Consider the following 20,158-nt stretch of genomic DNA (forward strand, 5'->3'; position numbering starts at 1 on the left):
CATAGCTGTTAGGACAAAAATAGACAGCCTGGAGGAAGCATGACGGACTTGGCTCACGCGGGGGCGCCCGCATCTGCAAGAGTAAGCGACGCCTACCGCTGGACGCAGCTCGCAGTTGGCGTCCTGGCGATGGTGATGATCGCCAACTATCAATATGGCTGGACCTTCTTCGTCCCGGATATCGCCAAGACGTTCGGCTGGGATCGCGCCTCGATCCAGTGGGCCTTCACGCTGTTCGTGCTGTTCGAAACCTGGCTGGTGCCGGTCGAGGGCTGGTTCGTCGACAAATACGGCCCGCGCATCGTCGTGCTCGTCGGCGGCGTGCTGTGCGCCATCGGTTGGATGATCAACGCCTACGCCACCTCGCTCAACGGCTACTATCTCGGCATGATCATCGCGGGCATCGGCGCCGGCGGCGTCTACGGCACCTGCGTCGGCAACGCGCTGAAGTGGTTTCCCGACAAGCGCGGCCTCGCGGCCGGCATCACCGCGGCCGGCTTCGGCGCCGGCTCGGCGCTCACCGTCGCACCGATCCAGGCCATGATCCGCGACTCCGGCTTCCAGACCACCTTCCTGTATTTCGGTCTCGGCCAGGGCATCATCATCGTCATCCTCGCCTTCTTCCTGTTCGCGCCCAAGGAAGGCCAGGTGCCCGCGGTCACGCAGAACACCAACCTCGTCCAGAGCCGCCGCAACTACAATCCGACCGAGGTGATCCGCCAGCCGATCTTCTGGCTGATGTACTTCATGTTCGTGATCGTCGGCGCGGGCGGTCTGATGGTGACGGCCAACCTCAAGCCGATCGCCGGGGACTGGAAGGTCGACAACATTCCGGTGACGCTGATCGGCATGACCATGACGGCGGTGACGTTCGCCGCCACCATCGACCGCGTGTTGAACGGCCTGACGCGTCCGTTCTTTGGCTGGATCTCGGACATGATCGGCCGCGAGAACACGATGTTCATCGCCTTCGGCATGGAAGGCATCGGCATCTGGGCGCTGTACATGCTGGGCCACGATCCGGTGTGGTTCGTGATCCTCTCCGGCTTCGTGTTCTTCGCCTGGGGTGAGATCTACTCGCTCTTCCCCTCGACCTGCACCGACACGTTCGGCACCAAGTTCGCCACCACCAATGCCGGCCTGCTGTACACCGCCAAGGGCACGGCAGCGCTGCTTGTGCCGATCGCGAACTACATGCAGCAGTCCTCCGGCAATTGGGACCGCGTCTTCATCATCGCGGCCGGCGCCAACATCCTGGCGTCGATCCTCGCGATCGCGGTGCTCAAGCCCTGGCGGCGGGTCGTGGTGCAGAAATCAACGCTCTGACGCACCCTTCGCGCTGCAGCAAAAATAAAAAAGAACGCTTCCAGATTGACGACGCTCGGCATTTTGCCGAGCGTTTTCTTTTGCTTGGCGGACGATTTCGGTTTCGCTGCGAAGCAACATGTCGCACCCTGTGTCGCAGGCCATATTGCAGACTGGAATATGTTATACCAGAATGGCTCGATGCGCAGATGAGGAGCGCGCTCGCAGCGGCATCCTCCAACAGAGCGCGCGTTTGGGAGGACACATGGTTTCCAGCACAGAGGCAACACCGCCTGTCCAGGCACAGTCCAGCGGCTTCCGCTGGCTCCAGCTCGCGATGGGCATCATCTGCATGGCGATGATCGCCAACCTGCAATATGGCTGGACACTGTTCGTCGATCCGATCGACGCGAAGTTTCACTGGGGTCGCACGGCGATCCAGCTGGCCTTCACGATCTTCGTCGTCACCGAAACCTGGCTCGTGCCGGTCGAGGCGTGGTTCGTCGACAAATACGGCCCGCGCCTCGTCATCATGTTCGGCGCCGTCATGATTTCGCTGGCATGGGTGCTGAACTCCTACGCCGACTCGCTCACCCTGCTCTACGCCGGCGCCGTCATCGGCGGCATCGGTGCTGGTGCGGTGTATGGCACCTGCGTCGGCAATGCGCTGAAATGGTTTCCCGACCGCCGCGGGCTCGCCGCTGGTGCCACCGCCGCGGGCTTCGGCGCCGGTGCGGCGCTGACCGTGGTGCCGATCGCCAGCATGATCGCCTCGAGCGGTTATCAGAGCGCCTTCTTCACCTTCGGCATCGGCCAGGGGTTGGTCGTGTTCGTGCTCGCGATCTTCCTGCGGCCGCCGACGGTTGCGGTGCCGGCCCGCAAGAAGCAGCTCAACCTGCCGCAGACCAAGATCGACTACACGCCGCCGCAGGTGCTGCGCACGCCGATCTTCTGGATCATGTATCTGGTGTTCGTCATGGTGGCCTCCGGCGGCCTGATGACCGCCGCCCAGATCGCCCCGATCGCCCACGATTTCAAGATCGCCAACGAGCCGGTGTCGCTCGCCGGCTTCCAGATGGCGGCGCTGACGTTCGCGATCTCGCTCGATCGCATTTTCGACGGCTTCGGCCGCCCTGTGTTCGGCTGGATCTCCGACACGATCGGTCGTGAGCACACCATGTTCATCGCCTTCGGCACGGCCGCTTTGATGCTGCTGACGCTGTCGAGCTACGGGCACAACCCGATCGTGTTCGTGCTCGCCACCGCCGTCTATTTCGGCGTCTTCGGCGAAATCTACAGCCTGTTTCCGGCGACCTCGGGCGATACGTTCGGCAGCAAATACGCCGCGACCAACAACGGCATGCTCTACACTGCGAAGGGCACCGCCTCGCTCTTGGTCCCGCTCGCGAGCATCGTCTCCGCAAAATATGGCTGGCAGGCCGTGTTCGTGATCGGCGTCGCGCTGAACGCGACGGCCGCCTTGATGGCGCTGTTTGTGATCAAGCCGCTGCGCCGGGCCTTCATCCTCGGCAAGGAGCCGGTCACCGAGTCGGTCACGCAGGACGCCAGGATGGCGTGACGCCACGGTTTCTTCCCGCGACTTCAGGAGGCGCACCAGCGGTGCGCCTCTTTTTTTGCGCCAGGGCGGGACGCCCCCGGTCATATCTGGCAGTGTCACTGACGTGTTTTCCGGTGGCCGACCGCACAAAAAGCCATCAGAGTCGATTGACTTCTGGCATAACGTATACCAGACTTCCTCTCGTCCACTACCAATCCAAACGGGAGGGTGCCATGAAGGTCGGAGACATCCTGCGCAACAAGACGGCGCGCGTGATCACGGTGCGAATGAACGAGACCGTCGGCGTCGCGGCGCAGTTGATGCGCGCCAGCAATGTCAGCGCCCTCGTCGTCAAGGACGTCGTCCGCACCGAAGGCAATACCGCGGCCGGCATGTTCACCGAGCGCGATGTCGTGCGCGCCATCGCCGAGCATGGCGCCGCCGGCGTCAACCTGAAGGTCTCGCAGCTGATCTCGCCGCAGCGGCTGATCTCCTGCAGCACCGAGGATACGCTCGAGCACGTGCGGCACCTGATGAACGTGCACCACATCCGCCACCTCCCGGTCATCGTCGACTTCGCGCTCGCCGGCGTCATCAGCATGCGCGACGTCTCCTCGGCCTTCGACGAAGCGGAAGCTCCGGTCGCTGCCTGACGTCCAGCCCGGTCAGCGGAACCAGCTCAATACTGAGAGAACCTTGTCGGAGCAGCGCGCCGCCTGTTAGGCGGTGCGCGGAGAGGTGCGGCACAGTAAGGTCGCCGCTCATTCTGACCCGACAGGATTCCTTGCGATGAAAGCCTATGTCTACGGCGCCCAGGGCGCCGCGATCACCGATATCGCCAAGCCCACGCCGAAGGGCACGCAGGTGCTGGTGCGCGTGCGCGCCTGCGGCCTCAATCGCGCCGATCTCGGCATGACCAAGGGGCATGTGCATGGCGCCGCCGGCGGCGTCGGCACCGTCCTCGGCATGGAATGGGCCGGCGAGGTCGCCGAGCTCGGGCCCGACGCCAGGGGCGTGAAGATCGGCGACAAGGTCATGGGCTCGGGCAGCGCGGCGTTCGCCGAATACACCCTTGCCGACCATGGCCGGCTGTTCCACGCGCCGTCGAACATGAACTTCGACGAGGCCGCCACGCTGCCGATCGCGCTGACCACGATGCACAACGCCGTCGTCACCAACGGCGCTTTGCAGCCGGGCCAGCGCATGCTGGTGCAGGGTGCGAGCTCCGGCGTCGGGCTGATGGCGATGCAGATCGCCAAGCTCAAGGGCGCCCGGCTCGTGATCGGCTCCTCGACCGATGCGATGCGCCGCGGACGGCTCAAGGAGTTCGGCGCCGATCTCGCCATCGACTCTAGCGATCCTGCCTGGGTCGACCAGGTGCTGCAGGCGACCAACGGCGAGGGCGTCGATCTGATCATCGACCAGGTGTCCGGCAAGGTCGCCAATCAGAACCTCGCCGCAACCAAGGTCCTCGGCCGCATCGTCAATGTCGGCCGGCTCGGCGGCACCCATGCCGACTTCAACTTCGACCTGCACGCGGCGCGCCGCATCACCTATGTCGGCGTCACCTTCCGCACCCGCTCGATCGAGGAGATCCGCGCGATCTTCGCCGAGGTGAAGAAGGACATCTGGGGTGCGGTCGAGCAGCGCACGCTGCGGCTGCCGATCGACCGCGTCTTCGCCTTCGACGACATTGGCGCGGCGTTCGCGCACATGGAGGCGAACAAGCATCTCGGCAAGATCGTGGTGACCTTGTGAACGCAACCTTCTGAGATTTAGAAGCACTCGAAACAGCGCGCGGTCCACGCACATAGACCGCGCGATCCCGGCTTTCATGGTGCGGCCTCGGCTGCTACATCCGCCGCCATGAGAGACGCCGCCTCCCATGTCGATTCCGGGAAAACCCGTGTCGCCGCGATCTCGATCGCGGCGAGCGCCAGCATGGCCGCGGCGAAGTTCATCGTCGGCATCCTGATCGGCAGCCTCGCGCTCGTCTCCGAGGCCCTGCACAGCGCCGTCGACGTCGTCGCCACCGTCATCACGTGGATGGTGGTTCGGGTATCGGACCGGCCGGCCGACGACGAGCATCATTACGGCCACGGCAAGCTGGAGAGCCTGTCGGCGCTTGGCGTCATCGCCCTGCTCTACGTGCTGGCCGGCGGCGTGCTGGTCGAGTCCGTCAGCCGGCTGCGCGAGGCGGCGGCACCGCCGTCGCTGTCGGCGATTCCGTTCGTGGTGCTGCTGATCGACATCGCCGTCAATTTCTGGCGCGCCCGCGCGCTGCACCGGGCCGCGCACGAGACCCACAGCCAGGCGCTCGCCGCCGACGCTCTGCATTTTGCCTCCGACGTGCTCGGCTCGATCGCCGTCATCGCCGGCCTGGTCCTCACCGCGTTCGGGTTCTGGTGGGGGGATTCCGCCGCCGCGGTCGCCGTCGCCCTGATGATCTCGATGCTCGGCCTGCGGCTGGCGCGCTCCACCGTAGAAACACTGCTCGACCGCGCGCCGGAGGGCGCGGCCGAAAAGGCGCGCGCCGCGATCCGTTCGATCAATGGCGTCGTCGACGTCGAGCGGCTGCGGGTGCGGCTCGTCGGCGCGACGCATTTTGTCGACGCCACGGTGCAGGTGCCGCGCACCTACCCGATCGACCGCGTGCACGAGATCAAGCGCGATGCGCAGGCCGCGGTCGATGCCAGCCTGTCCGGCGCCGACGTCACCTTCACGACGGTACCGGTCGCGCTCAGCAATGAGAGCGTGCGCGAGCGCATCATGGTGATCGCGCGCAATTCCGGCCTCGCGATCCATCACGTCACCGTCCATGATGTCGGCGGGCGCCTGATCGTCGCGATCGACCTCGAGGTCGACGGCGACATGAGCCTGTTCGCGGCACATGCGATCGCGCACGAGCTGGAACGCTCGATCCGCGACGAATTCGGCGCCGATGTCGAGGTCGACACCCATATCGAGCCGCTCGAGCCCGAGCTGCCGTTCGGCGTCGACGCGCCGGCGCAGCGGATCGCCGAGATCGCCGCGGCCCTGCAGCGCCTCGCCGCCGAGACCGACATGTACGACGTGCACAATGTCCGCGTCCGCAACACCGAGGCTGGCGAGATCGTCAACTTCCACTGCCGCGCAGCGCCGTCGATGAGCGTGCTGAAGGTGCACGACAATGTCGACCACATCGAGCGCGGAGTGCGTCGCGCCTTCCCGAGCGTCAAGCGCGTCATCAGTCACGCCGAGCCGCCGCACGGTTGAGGCCTGAACGTCACGCTGCGTTCCCGCTTCGGACTCACTCTGCCGGCTTTTCGCCATGGCAAATCCGCATTGGATAAGATTTATTAGCTTTTGCCAAATCGTTGACTCTCGACAGCCCGAGAAATCTGGATTCAAATCAACTTGATTCGGAAGCGGCTGGGGCTCTTTCGAAATTCGGGTATCCAAGAAGTTTCGGGGGTCTACAGCATGACGCGTGCGCATGCCGCGAACGCGTGCGTCCAATCTTCTGATTCCATCAAGGGGTTGGCGCAATCGATCGCGAAACCGGCCTATCAAAGGCTGCTGACTGCTGAGCCGGTATTGCGTCGTGCTGTCCCTACTTTGATCATCGCCTTTCTCGTCACCATCTGCCTCGGCGCTTTCGTCCAGGTGCTCGACCAGAGCCGTCAGAAGCGCGGCGCGACCAAGCGCGACCTGGCCGCGATCTCCGACCTGCTCGCCGACCGCATCGGCAATCTGGCGATGCGCCCGGACCGCATCGCCCATATCGAGCACCTGCAGAGCCTGCTGCCCGACCTGATCCCCGCCTGGGGCGCAGCGCCCGGCCGCCACGTGATCGTGACCGGCGCCGACCACCGCATTCTCGCCCGGGTTCCGGTCGACACCGGACTCGGCGAGAACGACCGTATCCTCGACCTGATCTCCACCGCGCAGCTCCTGGCGACGCCGGGCCTGCAGGGCGCGGTCACCGAGATCACGCTGCCGAACGGCCGTCCGGCCTTCGCGGTGTCGCAGTTGATCAAGGCGCTGCCTGGCCGCGTCGTGGTGATCCAGGAGAAGCTCGAGCCGATCTGGGGCTCGGACGCCGCACTCTCGGTCACGCTGTCGGCGACGACGGGCTTCGTCGTGCTGATCCTCGGCTTCGCCTTCCACTGGCAGTCGACCCGCGCCCGCGAGGGCGACCTGATCAACGACGCCGTGCGGGGCCGCATCGACACCGCGCTCAATCGCGGCCGCTGCGGGCTGTGGGACTGGGACCTGTCGCGCGGCCGCATCTTCTGGTCGAACTCGATGTTCGCGATGCTCGGCCTGGAAAACCGCACCGACCTCCTCACCTTCGGCGAGGTCAACGCGCTGGTGAACTCCGACGACATCGACCTGTTCGAGATCGCTGACCAGCTCGTCGCCGGCGACATCCACCAGATCGATCAGAGCTTCCGGATGCGCCACACCGAGGGTCACTGGATCTGGCTCCGGGTGCGTTGCGAGCTCAGCCAGGGCACCTCCGATTCCGGCCTGCACCTGATCGGCATCGCCGTCGACGTCACCGAGCAGAAGAGCCTGGTCGAGAAGACCGTCGAGGCCGACCTCCGCCTGCGCGACGCGATCGAGACGATCTCGGAAGCCTTCGTGCTGTGGGACGCCAACAACCGGCTGGTGCTGTGCAACTCGCATTTCCAGAAGCTGCACAAGCTGCCGGACTCCGCCGTGATCCCCGGCACCTCCTATGAGACCGTCATCGAGGTCGGCAAGATGCCGGAGATCCGCACGCGGCTGCACGATCACAGCCAGCAGGCGCCGGGCGGCCGCACCTTCGAGGCGCAGCTCGACGACGGCAGCTGGCTGCACATCAGCGAGCGCCGCACCAAGGACGGCGGCTACGTCTCGGTCGGCACCGACATCACCCGTATCAAGGAGCACGAGCAGAAGCTCGTCGACAACGACCTGCGCCTGCGCGCCACCGTGATCGACCTGCAGCGCTCGCAGAGCGCGCTCGAGCGCCAGGCGATCGAGCTTGCCGACCTCGCGGAGAAATACTCGCAGGAGAAGACCCGCGCCGAGGAAGCCAACCAGACCAAGTCGAAATTCCTCGCCAATATGAGCCACGAGCTGCGCACGCCGCTCAACGCCATCATCGGCTTCTCCGAGATCATGGGCAGCGGCATGTTCGGCTCGCTCGGCTCCGAGAAGTACCAGGAATACTGCCACGACATCCTGACCTCCGGTCAGTATCTGCTCGAGGTGATCAACGACATCCTCGACATGTCGAAGATCGAGGCCGGCCGCATGAAGCTCGACATGGAGCCGCTCGACCTCGCCAAGACGCTGGCGGAATCGCTGCGCGTCGTCTCCGGTCGCGCCCTGGACAAGAGCCTCGTCCTCGACGCCGACATCGGAGGCAGCATCCCCGTCGTCGCCGACCGTCGCGCCACCAAGCAGATCATGGTCAACCTGCTGTCGAACGCGGTGAAGTTCACCCCCGAAGGCGGCCGTGTCACGATGCGGAGCCGCGTGTTCGAGGACAAGGTCGTGCTCATCATCGCCGACACCGGCATCGGCATCCCCGCGCAGTCGCTGGCGCGGCTCGGCCGCCCGTTCGAGCAGGTCGAGAGCCAGATGACCAAGACCTATCACGGCTCCGGCCTCGGCCTCGCCATCGCCCGCTCGCTGGCCCAGTTGCACGGCGGCTCGATGCGGCTGCGCTCGCGGCTGGAGTGCGGCACCGTCGTCCGCGTCACCCTGCCCCGCGACGCGTACAAGGCGACGGCGAGCATCTCGGTCGCGGCCTGAGGGGCATGCGCGATGCCGTAGGGTGGGCAAAGGCGCGCCCGTGAAGCTGCGTGTCGAGCAGCGCTTCATCGCGCGCCGTGCCCACCGATGTTCACGACGCAGACGGTGGGCACGCGCCGCCTGACGGCGCCGCTTTGCCCACCCTACGGCAGCGCGCCCAACTACGAACTCTGGTCGTACCCTGTCTGCATCGACAACCACCGCCGTCGTCCCGGCCTTGAGCCGGGACCCATAACCCCAGGCAGCCGTTTGAGGCACGCTCGTCAACCATCTCGCATCTCACACCCGCCGCGGAGTATTCGTCCCGGGTCGGCGCCGCAACGTGCTCTCGCGCGACGCGGCTTGCCCGGGACGACACGCGAAAGATCGGATTTACGTCTCATACAGCCATGCATTCGAACACCGTGGACGCTTCGAACATGACACCGCGGTCTCGCGGCACACGATGCCCGAGTGATGCGATCAGTCATGCCCTTCGAATTGCAAAGGGCGCAGGGAAGGCCAGGCGTCGGCTGACGCCTGCGGCCCGCCTGCGAGAAAAAATGCAGGCGGCAGGTACCACAGGTGCAGCCGGACAAACCCGGCCTTCCCTGCGCGATGGTCTTCACGCTTATACGCAGTCGCCCTGGTGCGCCGGCTTGTTGGCCACCATTCCCGCGCGAAGCCAAGCCTCGCTCCGAGTTGGACACCAGCTTCGGGGTGTCAGGCCGCTGCGACTTCACGTCCGCAAGACATCCGTTCGTCCGCGCCATCCTGAGACGACGCTGCGAACGCCCGCGGCCACCGCATCCCCGCCTCGCGTGTCGTGACGATCGCGCGCAACGCCCCTTTGCTTGAGGCGGGATGGACATAGGAAGACACAGGATTTTAATTCTGAAAAGCAGAATATTTTTCACTGGCAATCTTGACAGAGCGTCGCACGTTGATTTCGCTTGCGAATTCTATATCTCGGCGCAGGCCCGCGGGGATACGCGAGACCTGTTCGCAAGGCATCTCGAGGCCTCGTCTCGCTCGACGGGCGACTCACCCCGCGCTCGCGACCGCGTTACGCAATGAGATCCCGCGAACATGACAAGGCGGTGCTACGCCGATGGACTTGATCATCAAGCCCTTAACTCTTTGCCTGCAGATTGGAGGTCTGCAACCGGGAGGCTGGGTCTTCCCATGGCCTGTCGCCAAAGCATGGTGCACCAATGCTTCGCCGCCTTCTTCTGCTTCTGCTCGACGTGGTCCTCTCGGCTGGCATCGTATTCCTCGTATCACTTGCCGAAGCAGCCCTGTTTGCGTCACTCCCGAACAGCCTCGTCTTCGTGGCGATGTTTGCATCGCCGCTTCTTTTGATTCCCCTAGGTCTGGCCTGCGCTCCCTTTTTGGCGATTCCGCTCTATGGGCTCGTAAAGGGCCGCTACGGCTTTCTGTTGGGTCCCATCGTCCTTGCCGGCGCCATTTATCTCCACTCCTCGTGGCGAGTGCAGCAAGATGAAGCCGCACTGGTCGAGATGGCTGTGCCGCGGCAGCAGCCCGACAAGCAGAACCACGCCCTTCTCGCGATCGAAAGCTCGAAGTCCTATGAGGACGCCAGCATTCGCGTGCTCGCCACGTCAGTTCACGAGGTGGCGTTGAAGTCCACCGGCTATGGCCGGATCGATTGGACGCTGTATCGGCCGGCGGATGGCGCGGCGTGTCTCGCACCGGAGAATGCCGTCCGCGCGCTCGACTTTCTCCGTCTCGGTTATCCAGGAAAGTGCGCCACGAAAAGTTCGGTCGTCGATTTCGATGATGGCCTCTTCCTTTCGGAGAGAAACCATGACGGCAGATATTGGCTGGCGGCGGACGACCTGCCGATCCGCTTCCACGGCTATGTCTACGAACTTCTGGAACGAAACTCCGGACATAGCCGCGTCCTGGCCCGACGGATCTAGGGGACCATGGACATGAAGTGGGTTCTTCCACTGGCCCTGTTCGAGAAGCGACCAACCCCTGTGGAGGCTGGTCCGCCGGTCGATGGCGAGGTGCTTCTGGCCGAGTCGATCGGTGTCAGTCGCGATGCCCTCCGACACCCGGTCGATCCGTTTCCCTACGACGAGGTCCTGATCGGGATTGAACAGTATTTCGGTCGACAGCAGTTGGTCGGCTCTGGCGCGAGTATGCTCGAAGCCATGGCCGTCGATCGCTGGAGGAATATCGCGCTTCTGGAATACACGCAATTTCCCGACCGCATCAAGGGGCGCATGCTCGGCCTGTTCGCGAGTCGCGATCCTCTCCGGGTCGCACTGGGTCTCAGCCTGTATCGCGCCGTAACGCCGCTTTCCGCTCCAGGCTGGGCTGGAGCCGACGAGCTCCTGTTCGACCTCATCGGTGTGCCGGTTTCGGGACACGCAGAGGCCGTGCTGCAAGGTCTCCTGGAGCGACAGTTCGCTCCGGAACGCAAAGACATTTCACCTGAGTTGAGGGCCAGCGCCAGGATGCGTTCCAACGACCCTGGCCTCAAATCTTGGCAGCGCGAGTTGTTGGCGAGGATCGGCGGCGCCTGATCCGCACGTGGCAGTCGTCGACGGCGATCAGCAATTATTGCCAAGTTTGGCGGACCTCACTGCGCGAGAGTCGAGATCGCACTGTCGAGGGACAATCTGATGCTAAAGCGCATCTGGTGCGGCTGGAGCACTCCCGCAAATGCCGATGCCTATGAGGACCTGCTGCGCGCGGCGATCTTTCCAGGGATCGAGGCCCGGAACATCGCGGGGTTTTTGAGCATCGAGCTGCTGCGCAGGCCGATCGACGGCGACGAGTTCGCGACGATCATGACGTTCGCCGATCAGGCGGCGGTGGTGTGCTTCGCCGGTCCGATGCATGAGACAGCCGTGGTGCCACCGGCAGCGCAACGGCTGCTCAGCCGCTATGACGGCCAAGCCGCGCATTATGAGCTAAGGATCACGGGCCAGGCGCAAGCTCAGCATTCGGGGAGCGCATGAGCCCTCGCCGGCCGATGGCACTAGCGAGGCCTACCTGCAGCGCCGACCATCCCTGCGGCGGCAGCCTGGATTGCTTCGCTGCGCTCGCAATGACGGGTGGAGAGAGGCGTATGCTGTCACGACTGATGATGCGTGCCTAGGCACGGACGCGGCGGATGATGCCCAGGAATGCGATCGGCTTGCCCTTCAGAAGGGCAGCGCGGGCTGCATGACGCAGGTGGATGACCGCATCATGACATCGCTTCGTGCTTGGTAAGCAACATGAGCGGAACGTGGTATTGACGCACCTACGCATGGGCAACTAAGGCAATCGCTCCGAGAACTGGAGTACCGCGTGTGATCATCGCCTTTATCGTTGCCGCCTTCGCCTATCGCTTTGCCATGCTCGGCATCTCGATCCGCAACGAGAAGCGGCTGCGCGCCGAAGGCGCCGTCGAATACGGCGCATCCGTGTCGCGCTGGCTGGCCATCGCGCATGTCGCCTTCTATCTCGCCGCGACGGCCGAGGGCCTCGTCCGGGATGCACCGCTCGACGCCGTCAGCATCATCGGATTCGTGATCTATCTGTTCGGCGCGGTGATGCTGCTCGTGGTGTCGCAGTTGCTCGGCCGCCTCTGGACCGTCAAGCTGATGCTCGCGCGCGACCACGCGCTGGTGACCCATCCGCTGTTCCGGATCGTGCGCCACCCGAACTACTTCCTCAACATCCTGCCTGAGCTGATCGGCTACGCGCTGACGCTGCACGCCTATGTCACGCTCGTGGCCGGCCTGATCATCTATGCCGTGCCGCTGACCTTGCGGATCCGGCAGGAGGAGAAGATCATGCGGGAGCAATTTGCGGCCTACTGAGCGGAGGCAGCCGCTCCGCGAGTTCGCAGCGCGGACCGCAACTTTCACCAAGTCCGGCGCCCGACGCCCGTGCAAGGGTTCGGTGACCATCATCGGACCCAAGGGAGCATCGCGATGCTGAAGCGGATTTGGCACGGCTGGACCAGGGCGGTGGATGCCGATGCCTATGAGGAGCTGCTGCGGTTGACGATCTTTCCAGCCATCGTCGATCGGGCAATCGAAGGATTTCTAGGCATCGAGCTGCTGCGCAGACCGCTGGAGGCCGAGGTCGAATTCGTGACGATCATGACCTTCGCCGATCAGGCGGCGGTGGTTCGCTTTGCGGGTCCAGCCCATGACGCGGCGGTGGTTCCGCCCGCGGCGCGGAAGCTGCTCAGCCGCTACGACGGCCATGCCGCGCATTACGAGCTCCGGGCCACGCGCCACGCGCAAGGCCGGAGCTCCGCGACCGCATGAGAGCCCGAAGTCCGCCGATGACGCCGGCGAGGTCGGGTGACGGTGCCGACATGCGCCTCACGCCTGCAGGCTGGGCGCGACCTCGCGCGCCACCTGCACCAGGGCCGCGATCAGCGGCGTCATCGGGTCGCGCTGCGGGATGACGAGGCCGATCTGGTAGTTGATCACGGGATCGACGATCGGGATCGAGCGCACCTTGTCGGCGAGGCCGAGCGTCTCGGCAAGCTTGGCCGGCATCACGCTGGCCCAGCGGCCGGTCTTTACATGGGTGTAGAGCACGAGCAGCGAGTTCGAGGTGAGCGTCGGCGTGACGTCGTTGCCGGCGGCGCGCAGCGCGCGGTCGATGATGCGGCGGTTCTGCATGTCGGGCGTCAAGAGGCACAGCGGCACCTGCCCGACATCCTTCCAGGTCACCTGCTCGCGATCGCCGAACATGGCGTCAGGCGCCGTCAGCAGGCGGTAGCTCTCGTTGTAGAGCGGGATGGTTCTGACACGGCCGATCGGCTCGTTCTCGATGTAGGTCAGTCCGGCGTCGACCTCGAGGTTCTCCAGCAGTCCCAGCACGTCGGCCGAGGTGCACGACATGATGCGGAACCGGACCTCCGGATGCTTGGCGCGGAACGGCGTCGTCAGCGAGGCCACCATGCCGAGCACGGTCGGCACCGCCGCGATGCGGATCTCGCCGGACAGCTTGTCCTTGAGGCCGTTGATCTCCTGGCGCATCGCCCGGAAGTCGCCGACGATCCGGCGCGCCCAATCCAGCGTTCGCTCGCCTTCGGGCGTGAACCCCTGGAACCGCGAGCCCCGCTGCACCAGCATCACCCCGAGAATCTCCTCGAGCTGCTTGATGCTGGTCGACATGGTCGGCTGGGTGACGCCGCACGCCTCCGCCGCCCGGCCGAAATGACGCTCCTTGGCCAGCGCCAGCAGCAATTCGAGCTTGTCGATCAAGAGGGCGGCCTTCCAGCGGTTGAACGGCCCGGTTCCACGCGTTTTCGGCGGCTGCCGGCCAGGGTGAAACCTATCACGACGAGGGTGTCGCCGACACGGTAAAACGCGGCCGCAAGCCGGTCGCGCGAAGGCCCGTTTTTCGTCAACTTCTAGCTATCTCTCGATTGCGTTTCGCTATCGCAGCACGGGACTGCTTTATTGATATCTTGAGCAATTCCAATTTGGATGTGCGAAACGCTTGCAACGCAGAATCGGGATCAGGATGACGCCGGTGTACGAAAGTTGGGACGCGGCGCGCGGCGCCGAGATCATCGCCGAACATAGCAAGATGGAGGGAGCAACCTTGCCCATCCTCCATGCGTTGCAGGAGACGTTCGGCCACGTGCCGGAGGATGCCATTCCGATGATCGCATCCGCTTTGAACCTCTCGCGCGCCGAGGTTTACGGCGTGTTCACGTTCTACCATGATTTCCGGGCCAAGAAGGCCGGTCGTCACGTGCTCAAGCTGTGCCGCGCCGAGGCCTGCCAGGCCGCTGGCGGCGACGCGCTCGCGGCCCGCGCCGAGGCCAAGCTCGGGATCGCGATGGGCAACACCACGGCCGACGAGCGCGTCACGCTCGAGCCGATCTACTGCCTCGGCCTGTGCGCCACCGCGCCATCGGCGATGATCGACGGCCGGCTGGTCGGCCGGCTCGACGAAGCCCGGATCGATGCTCTCGTCTCGGAGGCCCAGCGATGAGCATGCGTCTTTTTGTCCCGTGTGATGCCGGCGCACTCGCCGTCGGCGCCGATGAGGTCGCCCACGCGCTGCACAAGGCGGCGCTGGAGCGGAAGGTCGATATCGAGATCGTGCGCAACGGCTCGCGTGGGTTGTACTGGCTGGAGCCGCTGGTCGAATTGGAGACGGCGCAGGGCCGGTTCGGCTTCGGACCGGTGACAGCAGACGACGTGCCGTCGCTGCTCGACGCTGTTATCGCCGACAAGTCGCACAAGCTCTCGCTCGGCCTGACCGAGGAGATCCCGTGGCTGAAGCGGCAGACCCGCCTCACCTTCGCCCGCTGCGGCATCGTCGATCCGCTGTCGCTCGACGACTACCGCGCCCATGGCGGCTACAAGGGCCTGACGCGCGCCCTGTCGCTGACGCCTGACGCCGTGATTGCCGAGGTCACCACCTCCGGCCTGCGCGGCCGCGGCGGCGCCGGCTTCCCGACCGGCATCAAGTGGAAGACGGTGGCGCAGACGGCAGCCGACCGCAAATACGTCATCTGCAACGCCGACGAAGGCGACAGCGGCACCTTCGCCGACCGCATGCTGATGGAAGGCGACCCCTTCGTCCTGATCGAAGGCATGACGATCTGCGGCATCGCGGTGGGCGCCACCAAGGGCTACATCTACACGCGTTCGGAATATCCGCACGCGATCGCGACCATGGCCAAGGCGATCGACATCGCCAGGAAGGCGGGCCTGCTCGGCGACAAGATCGCGGGCTCGAACTATACGTTCGAGCTGGAGGTCCGCACCGGCGCCGGCGCCTATGTCTGTGGCGAAGAGACCGCGCTGATGGAGAGCCTCGAGGGCAAGCGCGGCATCGTGCGCGCCAAGCCGCCGCTGCCCGCCCATCATGGTTTGTTCGGCAAGCCGACCGTGGTCAACAACCTGCTGTCGTTCGCCGCGATCCCGTTCATCCTCGACGAGGGCGCCAAGGCCTATGCCGATTTCGGCATGGGACGCTCGCGCGGCACGATGCCGATCCAGATCGCCGGCAACGTCAAGTTCGGCGGCCTGTTCGAGACCGCGTTCGGCATCACGCTGGGCGAACTGGTCGACGACATCGGCGGCGGCACCTTCACCGGCCGTCCCGTTCGTGCGGTGCAGGTCGGCGGTCCGCTCGGCGCCTACTTCCCACGCGCCCTGTTCGACACGCCGTTCGACTACGAGGCGTTCACCGCCAAGGACGGCCTGATCGGCCATGGCGGCATCGTCGTGTTCGACGACACCGTCGACATGTCGAAGCAGGCGCGCTTCGCGATGGAGTTCTGCGCCATCGAATCCTGCGGCAAGTGCACGCCCTGCCGCATCGGCTCGACGCGCGGCGCCGAGACCATCGACAAGATCCGCCGCGGCGAGCGCGTCGCCGAGAACATCGCCCTGGTCGAGGACCTCTGCGGCACTATGAAGCTCGGATCGCTCTGTGCACTCGGCGGCTTCACGCCCTACCCTGTGCTCTCGGCGCTGAAGCACTTCCGCGAAGATTTCGGCCCCCAGCAGCCGCGCCTGCAGGCTGCGGAATAGGATATCGGGAACAAGGACACCGACCATGTCGCTCATCCACGAAACCGATTACGGCACGCCGCTCTCCAAGTCCGAAAAGATGGTCACGCTCACCATCGACGGCCAGAGCATCACCGTTCCCGAGGGCACCTCGATCATGCGCGCGGCCATGGAGGCCGGCACGCAGATCCCGAAACTGTGCGCGACCGACATGGTCGACGCATTCGGCTCGTGCCGCCTCTGCCTCGTCGAGGTCGAGGGCCGCGCCGGCACGCCGGCCTCGTGCACCACGCCGGTGGCCGCGGGCCTCGTCGTGCACACCCAGACCGAGCGGCTGAAGAAGCTGCGCAAGGGCGTGATGGAGCTTTACATCTCCGACCATCCGCTCGACTGTCTGACCTGCGCCGCCAATGGCGATTGTGAGCTGCAGGACATGGCCGGCGCGGTCGGTCTGCGTGACGTGCGCTACGGCAACCAGGGTGAGAACCACGTGTTCGCCGACGCCTGCGGCGAGGCCAATCCGGCCTGGCTGCCGAAGGACGAGTCCAACCCCTATTTCACCTACGATCCCTCCAAGTGCATCGTCTGCTCGCGCTGCGTCCGCGCCTGCGAGGAGGTCCAGGGCACGTTCGCGCTGACCATCTCGGGCCGCGGCTTCGACAGCCGGGTGTCGCCCGGCATGAGCGAGAGCTTCCTCGGCTCGGAATGCGTCTCCTGCGGCGCCTGCGTGCAGGCCTGCCCGACCGCGACCCTGACCGAGAAGAGCGTGATCGAGATCGGCCAGCCCGAGCACTCGGCCGTCACCACCTGCGCCTATTGCGGCGTCGGCTGCACCTTCAAGGCCGAGATGCGCGGGGAGGAAGTGGTGCGCATGATGCCGTACAAGGACGGCAAGGCCAATCGCGGCCATTCCTGCGTCAAGGGCCGCTTCGCCTGGGGCTATGCGACCCACAAGGAGCGCATCCTCAAGCCGATGATCCGCGAGAGCATCGACCAGCCCTGGCGCGAGGTCTCCTATGACGAGGCGTTCAAATTCGCCGCCGACAAGATGCGTGGCATCCAGGCGAAGTATGGCCGCGACTCGATCGGCGGCATCACCTCGTCACGCTGCACCAACGAAGAGACCTATCTGGTGCAGAAGCTGATCCGCGCCGGCTTCGGCAACAACAACGTCGACACCTGCGCCCGCGTCTGCCATTCGCCGACCGGCTACGGCCTTGCCACCACCTTCGGCACCTCGGCCGGCACGCAGGACTTCGACTCGGTCGAGGACAGCGACGTCATCATGGTGATCGGCGCCAACCCGACCGACGCGCATCCGGTGTTCGGCTCGCGCATGAAGAAGCGGCTGCGCCAAAGCGCCAAGCTGATCGTTGTCGATCCGCGCAAGATCGATCTCGTGAAGTCGGCGCATGTCGCGGCGGACTACCATCTGCCGCTGCTGCCCGGCACCAACGTCGCGATCCTAACCGCGATGGCGCATGTCATCGTCACCGAGGGCCTCGTCAACGAGACCTTCGTGCGCGAGCGCTGCGACTGGAGCGAATTCCAGGATTGGGCCGAGTTCGTCGCGCTGGAGAAGAACAGCCCCGAAGCGGTCGCAAAGATCTCCGGTGTCGATGCGGAAGCGATCCGCGGCGCCGCCCGGCTCTACGCCACCGGCGGCAACGGCGCGATCTATTACGGCCTGGGCGTCACCGAGCACAGCCAGGGCTCGACCACGGTGATCGCGATCGCCAACCTCGCAATGGCGACCGGCAATATCGGCCGCCGCGGCGTCGGCGTGAACCCGCTGCGCGGCCAGAACAACGTGCAGGGCTCCTGCGACATGGGCTCGTTCCCGCACGAGCTGCCGGGCTACCGGCATATTGCGGGCGACGCGGTGCGCGAGCAGTTCGAGGCGATGTGGAACGTCAAGCTCAACCCCGAGCCGGGCCTGCGCATCCCCAACATGTTCGACTCGGCGATCGAAGGCACCTTCATGGGCCTCTATGTGCAGGGCGAGGACATCCTGCAGTCCGATCCGAACACCACGCATGTGGTGCAGGCGCTGTCGTCGATGGAATGCGTCATCGTGCAGGACCTGTTCCTGAACGAGACCGCCAACTACGCCCACGTGTTCCTGCCCGGCTCGACCTTCCTGGAGAAGGACGGCACCTTCACCAATGCCGAGCGCCGCATCCAGCGCGTGCGCAAGGTGATGACGCCGCGCAATGGCATGGCCGACTGGGAGGTCACGATCGGCCTCGCCAAGGCGATGGGCTTCGAGATGACGTACAACCACCCGTCCGAGATCATGGACGAGATCGCGGCGCTGACGCCGACCTTCACCGGCGTCTCCTACCAGAAGCTCGAGGAGATGGGCTCGGTGCAGTGGCCCTGCAACGAGAAGTATCCCGAGGGCTCGCCGATCATGCATGTCGACGGCTTCGTCCGCGGCAAGGGCAAGTTCGTGGTCACCGAATATGTCGCGACCGACGAGCGCACCGGCCCGCGCTTCCCGCTGCTACTCACCACGGGGCGCATCCTGTCGCAGTACAATGTCGGCGCCCAGACGCGGCGCACCGACAACGTGGTGTGGCATGGCGAGGACGTGCTGGAGATCCATCCGCACGATGCCGAGCAGCGCGGCATTCGCGACGGCGACTGGGTGCGGCTGACGAGCCGCGCCGGCGAGACCACCTTGCATGCGCTGATCTCGGAGCGCGTGGCGCCGGGCGTGGTCTACACCACGTTCCACCATCCGCTGACCCAGGCCAACGTCATCACCACCGATTACTCGGACTGGGCGACCAATTGTCCGGAGTACAAGGTCACGGCGGTGCAGGTGTCGCAGTCCAACGGTCCGTCGGACTGGCAAAAGGCTTATGACGAGCAGGCCCGCAACTCGCGCCGCATCGCCCCGGTCGTGGAGGCGGCGGAGTAGCATGACCGATGCAGTGCGCATCGCGGATCGTCTGGTCTGGCGCGACGGAGCCCTCACCGAGGGCCACCGCCGCGTGCCGGAGGAGACTGCGGTCGCGCTGACCTACAATGGCGGCACCCAGGCCGTCATGATGGCGACGCCGCAGGACCTCCGCGACTTCGCCATCGGCTTCAGCCTGAACGAAGGTCTGGTCACGAGCCGCGACGACATCATCTCGCTGGACGTCGTCGAGCTGGATGACGGCATCGAACTCAGGATGTGGCTGCCCGACGCTCTCGCCGAACGCCTGGCCGAGCGCCGCCGCAACATCGCCGGCCCCACCGGCTGCGGCCTGTGCGGCATCGATTCCATCAGCGAAGCGGTCCGGCCGGCAGCGCATGTCCCCGACGGCCGGCGTTTCACGCCGCGCGACGTCATGGCGGCCCTGGCGGCGATCGAGCCGCTGCAGAAGCTCAACCACGAGACCCGCGCGGTGCACGCCGCCGCCTTCTGGACGCCGGCGCGCGGCATCGTCGCGCTCCGCGAGGATGTCGGCCGCCACAACGCCCTCGACAAGCTCGCCGGCCACCTCGCGCAAGCGCGCTGTGCGGCGAGCGAGGGCCTCGTGATCCTGACGAGCCGCGTCTCGGTCGAGCTGGTGCAGAAGGCGGCTGCCATGGGCGCACCCATCATGGTCGCGGTGTCAGCGCCGACCGCGCTCGCCATTCGCATGGCGGACGCCGCGGGCATCACGCTCATTGCCGTGGCCCGCAACGACGGCTTCGAAATCTTCACCCATCCCGACCGGATCGTCGCGGGCGCCGAGACCGGCGCGCGACCAACACAGACGGACAACACCCATGTCGCATAACCCCTCCGAGCGCCTCGTCTACATGGCCAACCAGATCGGCAAGTTCTTCCAGAGCCAGGGGCAGGAGAAAGAGGTCGCCGGCGTCGCCGAGCACATCAAGAAGTTCTGGGACCCGCGCATGCTCAAGACGATCTATGCGCACCACGATGCCGGCGGCGCCGGCCTCGACCCGGCGGTGAAGGAAGCGATCGGCCGGCTGAAGCAGGCGGCGGTCGCCAAGGAAAAGGCATAGG

General features: G+C 65.4%; 18 protein-coding genes. 16 read left to right on the plus strand and 2 right to left on the minus strand.

Annotated features, from left to right (window positions below):
• The first annotated feature begins 39 nt into the window (after positions 1–39).
• The 4 genes from oxlT (QX128_RS23605) (at position 40) to QX128_RS23620 (ending at position 4,621) form a co-directional block, all read left to right on the plus strand.
• On the plus strand, positions 40–1,326 hold the full coding sequence (gene oxlT / locus QX128_RS23605; RefSeq protein WP_315716169.1) for an oxalate/formate MFS antiporter: 1,287 nt from the start codon (positions 40–42) through the stop codon (positions 1,324–1,326).
• A 244-nt stretch (positions 1,327–1,570) separates the two neighbouring features.
• Positions 1,571–2,884: an oxalate/formate MFS antiporter gene (gene oxlT, locus QX128_RS23610; protein ID WP_316238663.1), complete on the plus strand. Its 1,314-nt coding sequence runs from the start codon at positions 1,571–1,573 to the stop codon at positions 2,882–2,884.
• A gap of 212 nt (positions 2,885–3,096) precedes the next feature.
• Complete coding sequence (locus tag QX128_RS23615; RefSeq protein WP_172114347.1) at positions 3,097–3,516, plus strand: CBS domain-containing protein; 420 nt, start codon at positions 3,097–3,099, stop codon at positions 3,514–3,516.
• A gap of 136 nt (positions 3,517–3,652) precedes the next feature.
• Positions 3,653–4,621, plus strand: coding sequence for a zinc-binding alcohol dehydrogenase family protein (locus QX128_RS23620; protein WP_316238664.1), 969 nt, complete (start codon positions 3,653–3,655; stop codon positions 4,619–4,621).
• 74 nt (positions 4,622–4,695) lie between these two features.
• On the opposite strand, the gene QX128_RS23625 is transcribed toward QX128_RS23620, so the two are convergent.
• On the minus strand, positions 4,696–4,824 hold the full coding sequence (locus QX128_RS23625; RefSeq protein ID WP_315716165.1) for a hypothetical protein: 129 nt from the start codon (positions 4,822–4,824) through the stop codon (positions 4,696–4,698).
• Here QX128_RS23625 and QX128_RS23630 point away from each other — a divergent pair.
• The 7 genes from QX128_RS23630 (at position 4,805) to QX128_RS23660 (ending at position 12,927) form a co-directional block, all read left to right on the plus strand.
• Positions 4,805–6,118 carry a cation diffusion facilitator family transporter gene (locus QX128_RS23630; protein ID WP_315805086.1) on the plus strand — a complete coding sequence of 438 codons (1,314 nt, stop codon included), beginning with the start codon at positions 4,805–4,807 and terminating at the stop codon, positions 6,116–6,118. The two genes, QX128_RS23625 and QX128_RS23630, sit on opposite strands and share 20 nt — an antisense overlap.
• 207 nt (positions 6,119–6,325) lie before the next feature.
• A complete protein-coding gene (locus QX128_RS23635; protein WP_315805085.1) occupies positions 6,326–8,650 on the plus strand; it encodes a PAS domain-containing sensor histidine kinase in 2,325 nt (774 codons plus the stop codon).
• A gap of 1,193 nt (positions 8,651–9,843) precedes the next feature.
• Entirely contained in the window at positions 9,844–10,572 is a 729-nt protein-coding gene (locus tag QX128_RS23640; protein WP_316238665.1) for a hypothetical protein, read from the plus strand.
• Between the two features lie 6 nt (positions 10,573–10,578).
• Complete coding sequence (locus QX128_RS23645) at positions 10,579–11,184, plus strand: hypothetical protein (protein ID WP_316238666.1); 606 nt, start codon at positions 10,579–10,581, stop codon at positions 11,182–11,184.
• A 99-nt stretch (positions 11,185–11,283) separates the two neighbouring features.
• Positions 11,284–11,622 carry an antibiotic biosynthesis monooxygenase gene (locus tag QX128_RS23650; protein ID WP_316238667.1) on the plus strand — a complete coding sequence of 113 codons (339 nt, stop codon included), beginning with the start codon at positions 11,284–11,286 and terminating at the stop codon, positions 11,620–11,622.
• Between the two features lie 336 nt (positions 11,623–11,958).
• On the plus strand, positions 11,959–12,471 hold the full coding sequence (locus QX128_RS23655; protein ID WP_316238668.1) for an isoprenylcysteine carboxyl methyltransferase family protein: 513 nt from the start codon (positions 11,959–11,961) through the stop codon (positions 12,469–12,471).
• 114 nt (positions 12,472–12,585) lie between these two features.
• A complete protein-coding gene (locus tag QX128_RS23660; protein WP_316182739.1) occupies positions 12,586–12,927 on the plus strand; it encodes an antibiotic biosynthesis monooxygenase in 342 nt (113 codons plus the stop codon).
• A 57-nt stretch (positions 12,928–12,984) separates the two neighbouring features.
• On the opposite strand, the gene QX128_RS23665 is transcribed toward QX128_RS23660, so the two are convergent.
• Positions 12,985–13,878, minus strand: coding sequence for a LysR family transcriptional regulator (locus tag QX128_RS23665; protein WP_316238669.1), 894 nt, complete (start codon positions 13,876–13,878; stop codon positions 12,985–12,987).
• 262 nt (positions 13,879–14,140) lie between these two features.
• Here QX128_RS23665 and QX128_RS23670 point away from each other — a divergent pair, with 262 nt between their 5' ends.
• Genes QX128_RS23670 through QX128_RS23690 form a run of 5 tightly spaced genes read left to right on the plus strand, consistent with a single transcriptional unit; the run spans position 14,141 to position 20,157 of the window.
• Positions 14,141–14,617 carry a formate dehydrogenase subunit gamma gene (locus tag QX128_RS23670; protein WP_316238745.1) on the plus strand — a complete coding sequence of 159 codons (477 nt, stop codon included), beginning with the start codon at positions 14,141–14,143 and terminating at the stop codon, positions 14,615–14,617.
• Positions 14,614–16,170: an NADH-quinone oxidoreductase subunit NuoF gene (locus QX128_RS23675; RefSeq protein ID WP_316238670.1), complete on the plus strand. Its 1,557-nt coding sequence runs from the start codon at positions 14,614–14,616 to the stop codon at positions 16,168–16,170. The genes QX128_RS23670 and QX128_RS23675 overlap by 4 nt, the downstream gene beginning before the upstream one ends.
• Positions 16,171–16,195: 25 nt before the next feature.
• Positions 16,196–19,075 carry a formate dehydrogenase subunit alpha gene (fdhF, locus tag QX128_RS23680; protein ID WP_315805078.1) on the plus strand — a complete coding sequence of 960 codons (2,880 nt, stop codon included), beginning with the start codon at positions 16,196–16,198 and terminating at the stop codon, positions 19,073–19,075.
• A gap of 1 nt (position 19,076) precedes the next feature.
• Positions 19,077–19,925: a formate dehydrogenase accessory sulfurtransferase FdhD gene (fdhD, locus tag QX128_RS23685; protein WP_315805077.1), complete on the plus strand. Its 849-nt coding sequence runs from the start codon at positions 19,077–19,079 to the stop codon at positions 19,923–19,925.
• Positions 19,915–20,157 carry a formate dehydrogenase subunit delta gene (locus QX128_RS23690; RefSeq protein ID WP_315777578.1) on the plus strand — a complete coding sequence of 81 codons (243 nt, stop codon included), beginning with the start codon at positions 19,915–19,917 and terminating at the stop codon, positions 20,155–20,157. Before fdhD ends, QX128_RS23690 begins: the two co-directional genes overlap by 11 nt.
• Position 20,158 lies beyond the last annotated feature (1 nt).

The sequence above is a fragment of the Bradyrhizobium sp. SZCCHNR1015 genome, from assembly GCF_032489875.1.
In the GTDB taxonomy this organism is placed as follows: domain Bacteria; phylum Pseudomonadota; class Alphaproteobacteria; order Rhizobiales; family Xanthobacteraceae; genus Bradyrhizobium.

Coding starts and splice junctions, on each gene's coding strand:
- QX128_RS23635 (WP_315805085.1), top strand. CDS start 6,326: ATGACGCGTGCGCATGCCGCGAACGCGTGCGTCCAATCTTCTGATTCC.
- QX128_RS23630 (WP_315805086.1), top strand. CDS start 4,805: ATGGCCGCGGCGAAGTTCATCGTCGGCATCCTGATCGGCAGCCTCGCG.
- QX128_RS23620 (WP_316238664.1), top strand. CDS start 3,653: ATGAAAGCCTATGTCTACGGCGCCCAGGGCGCCGCGATCACCGATATC.
- oxlT (WP_316238663.1), top strand. CDS start 1,571: ATGGTTTCCAGCACAGAGGCAACACCGCCTGTCCAGGCACAGTCCAGC.
- QX128_RS23670 (WP_316238745.1), top strand. CDS start 14,141: ATGACGCCGGTGTACGAAAGTTGGGACGCGGCGCGCGGCGCCGAGATC.
- fdhF (WP_315805078.1), top strand. CDS start 16,196: ATGTCGCTCATCCACGAAACCGATTACGGCACGCCGCTCTCCAAGTCC.
- QX128_RS23645 (WP_316238666.1), top strand. CDS start 10,579: ATGGACATGAAGTGGGTTCTTCCACTGGCCCTGTTCGAGAAGCGACCA.
- QX128_RS23625 (WP_315716165.1), bottom strand. CDS start 4,824: ATGAACTTCGCCGCGGCCATGCTGGCGCTCGCCGCGATCGAGATCGCG.
- QX128_RS23640 (WP_316238665.1), top strand. CDS start 9,844: ATGCTTCGCCGCCTTCTTCTGCTTCTGCTCGACGTGGTCCTCTCGGCT.
- oxlT (WP_315716169.1), top strand. CDS start 40: ATGACGGACTTGGCTCACGCGGGGGCGCCCGCATCTGCAAGAGTAAGC.
- QX128_RS23615 (WP_172114347.1), top strand. CDS start 3,097: ATGAAGGTCGGAGACATCCTGCGCAACAAGACGGCGCGCGTGATCACG.
- QX128_RS23675 (WP_316238670.1), top strand. CDS start 14,614: ATGAGCATGCGTCTTTTTGTCCCGTGTGATGCCGGCGCACTCGCCGTC.
- QX128_RS23660 (WP_316182739.1), top strand. CDS start 12,586: ATGCTGAAGCGGATTTGGCACGGCTGGACCAGGGCGGTGGATGCCGAT.
- fdhD (WP_315805077.1), top strand. CDS start 19,077: ATGACCGATGCAGTGCGCATCGCGGATCGTCTGGTCTGGCGCGACGGA.
- QX128_RS23650 (WP_316238667.1), top strand. CDS start 11,284: ATGCTAAAGCGCATCTGGTGCGGCTGGAGCACTCCCGCAAATGCCGAT.
- QX128_RS23690 (WP_315777578.1), top strand. CDS start 19,915: ATGTCGCATAACCCCTCCGAGCGCCTCGTCTACATGGCCAACCAGATC.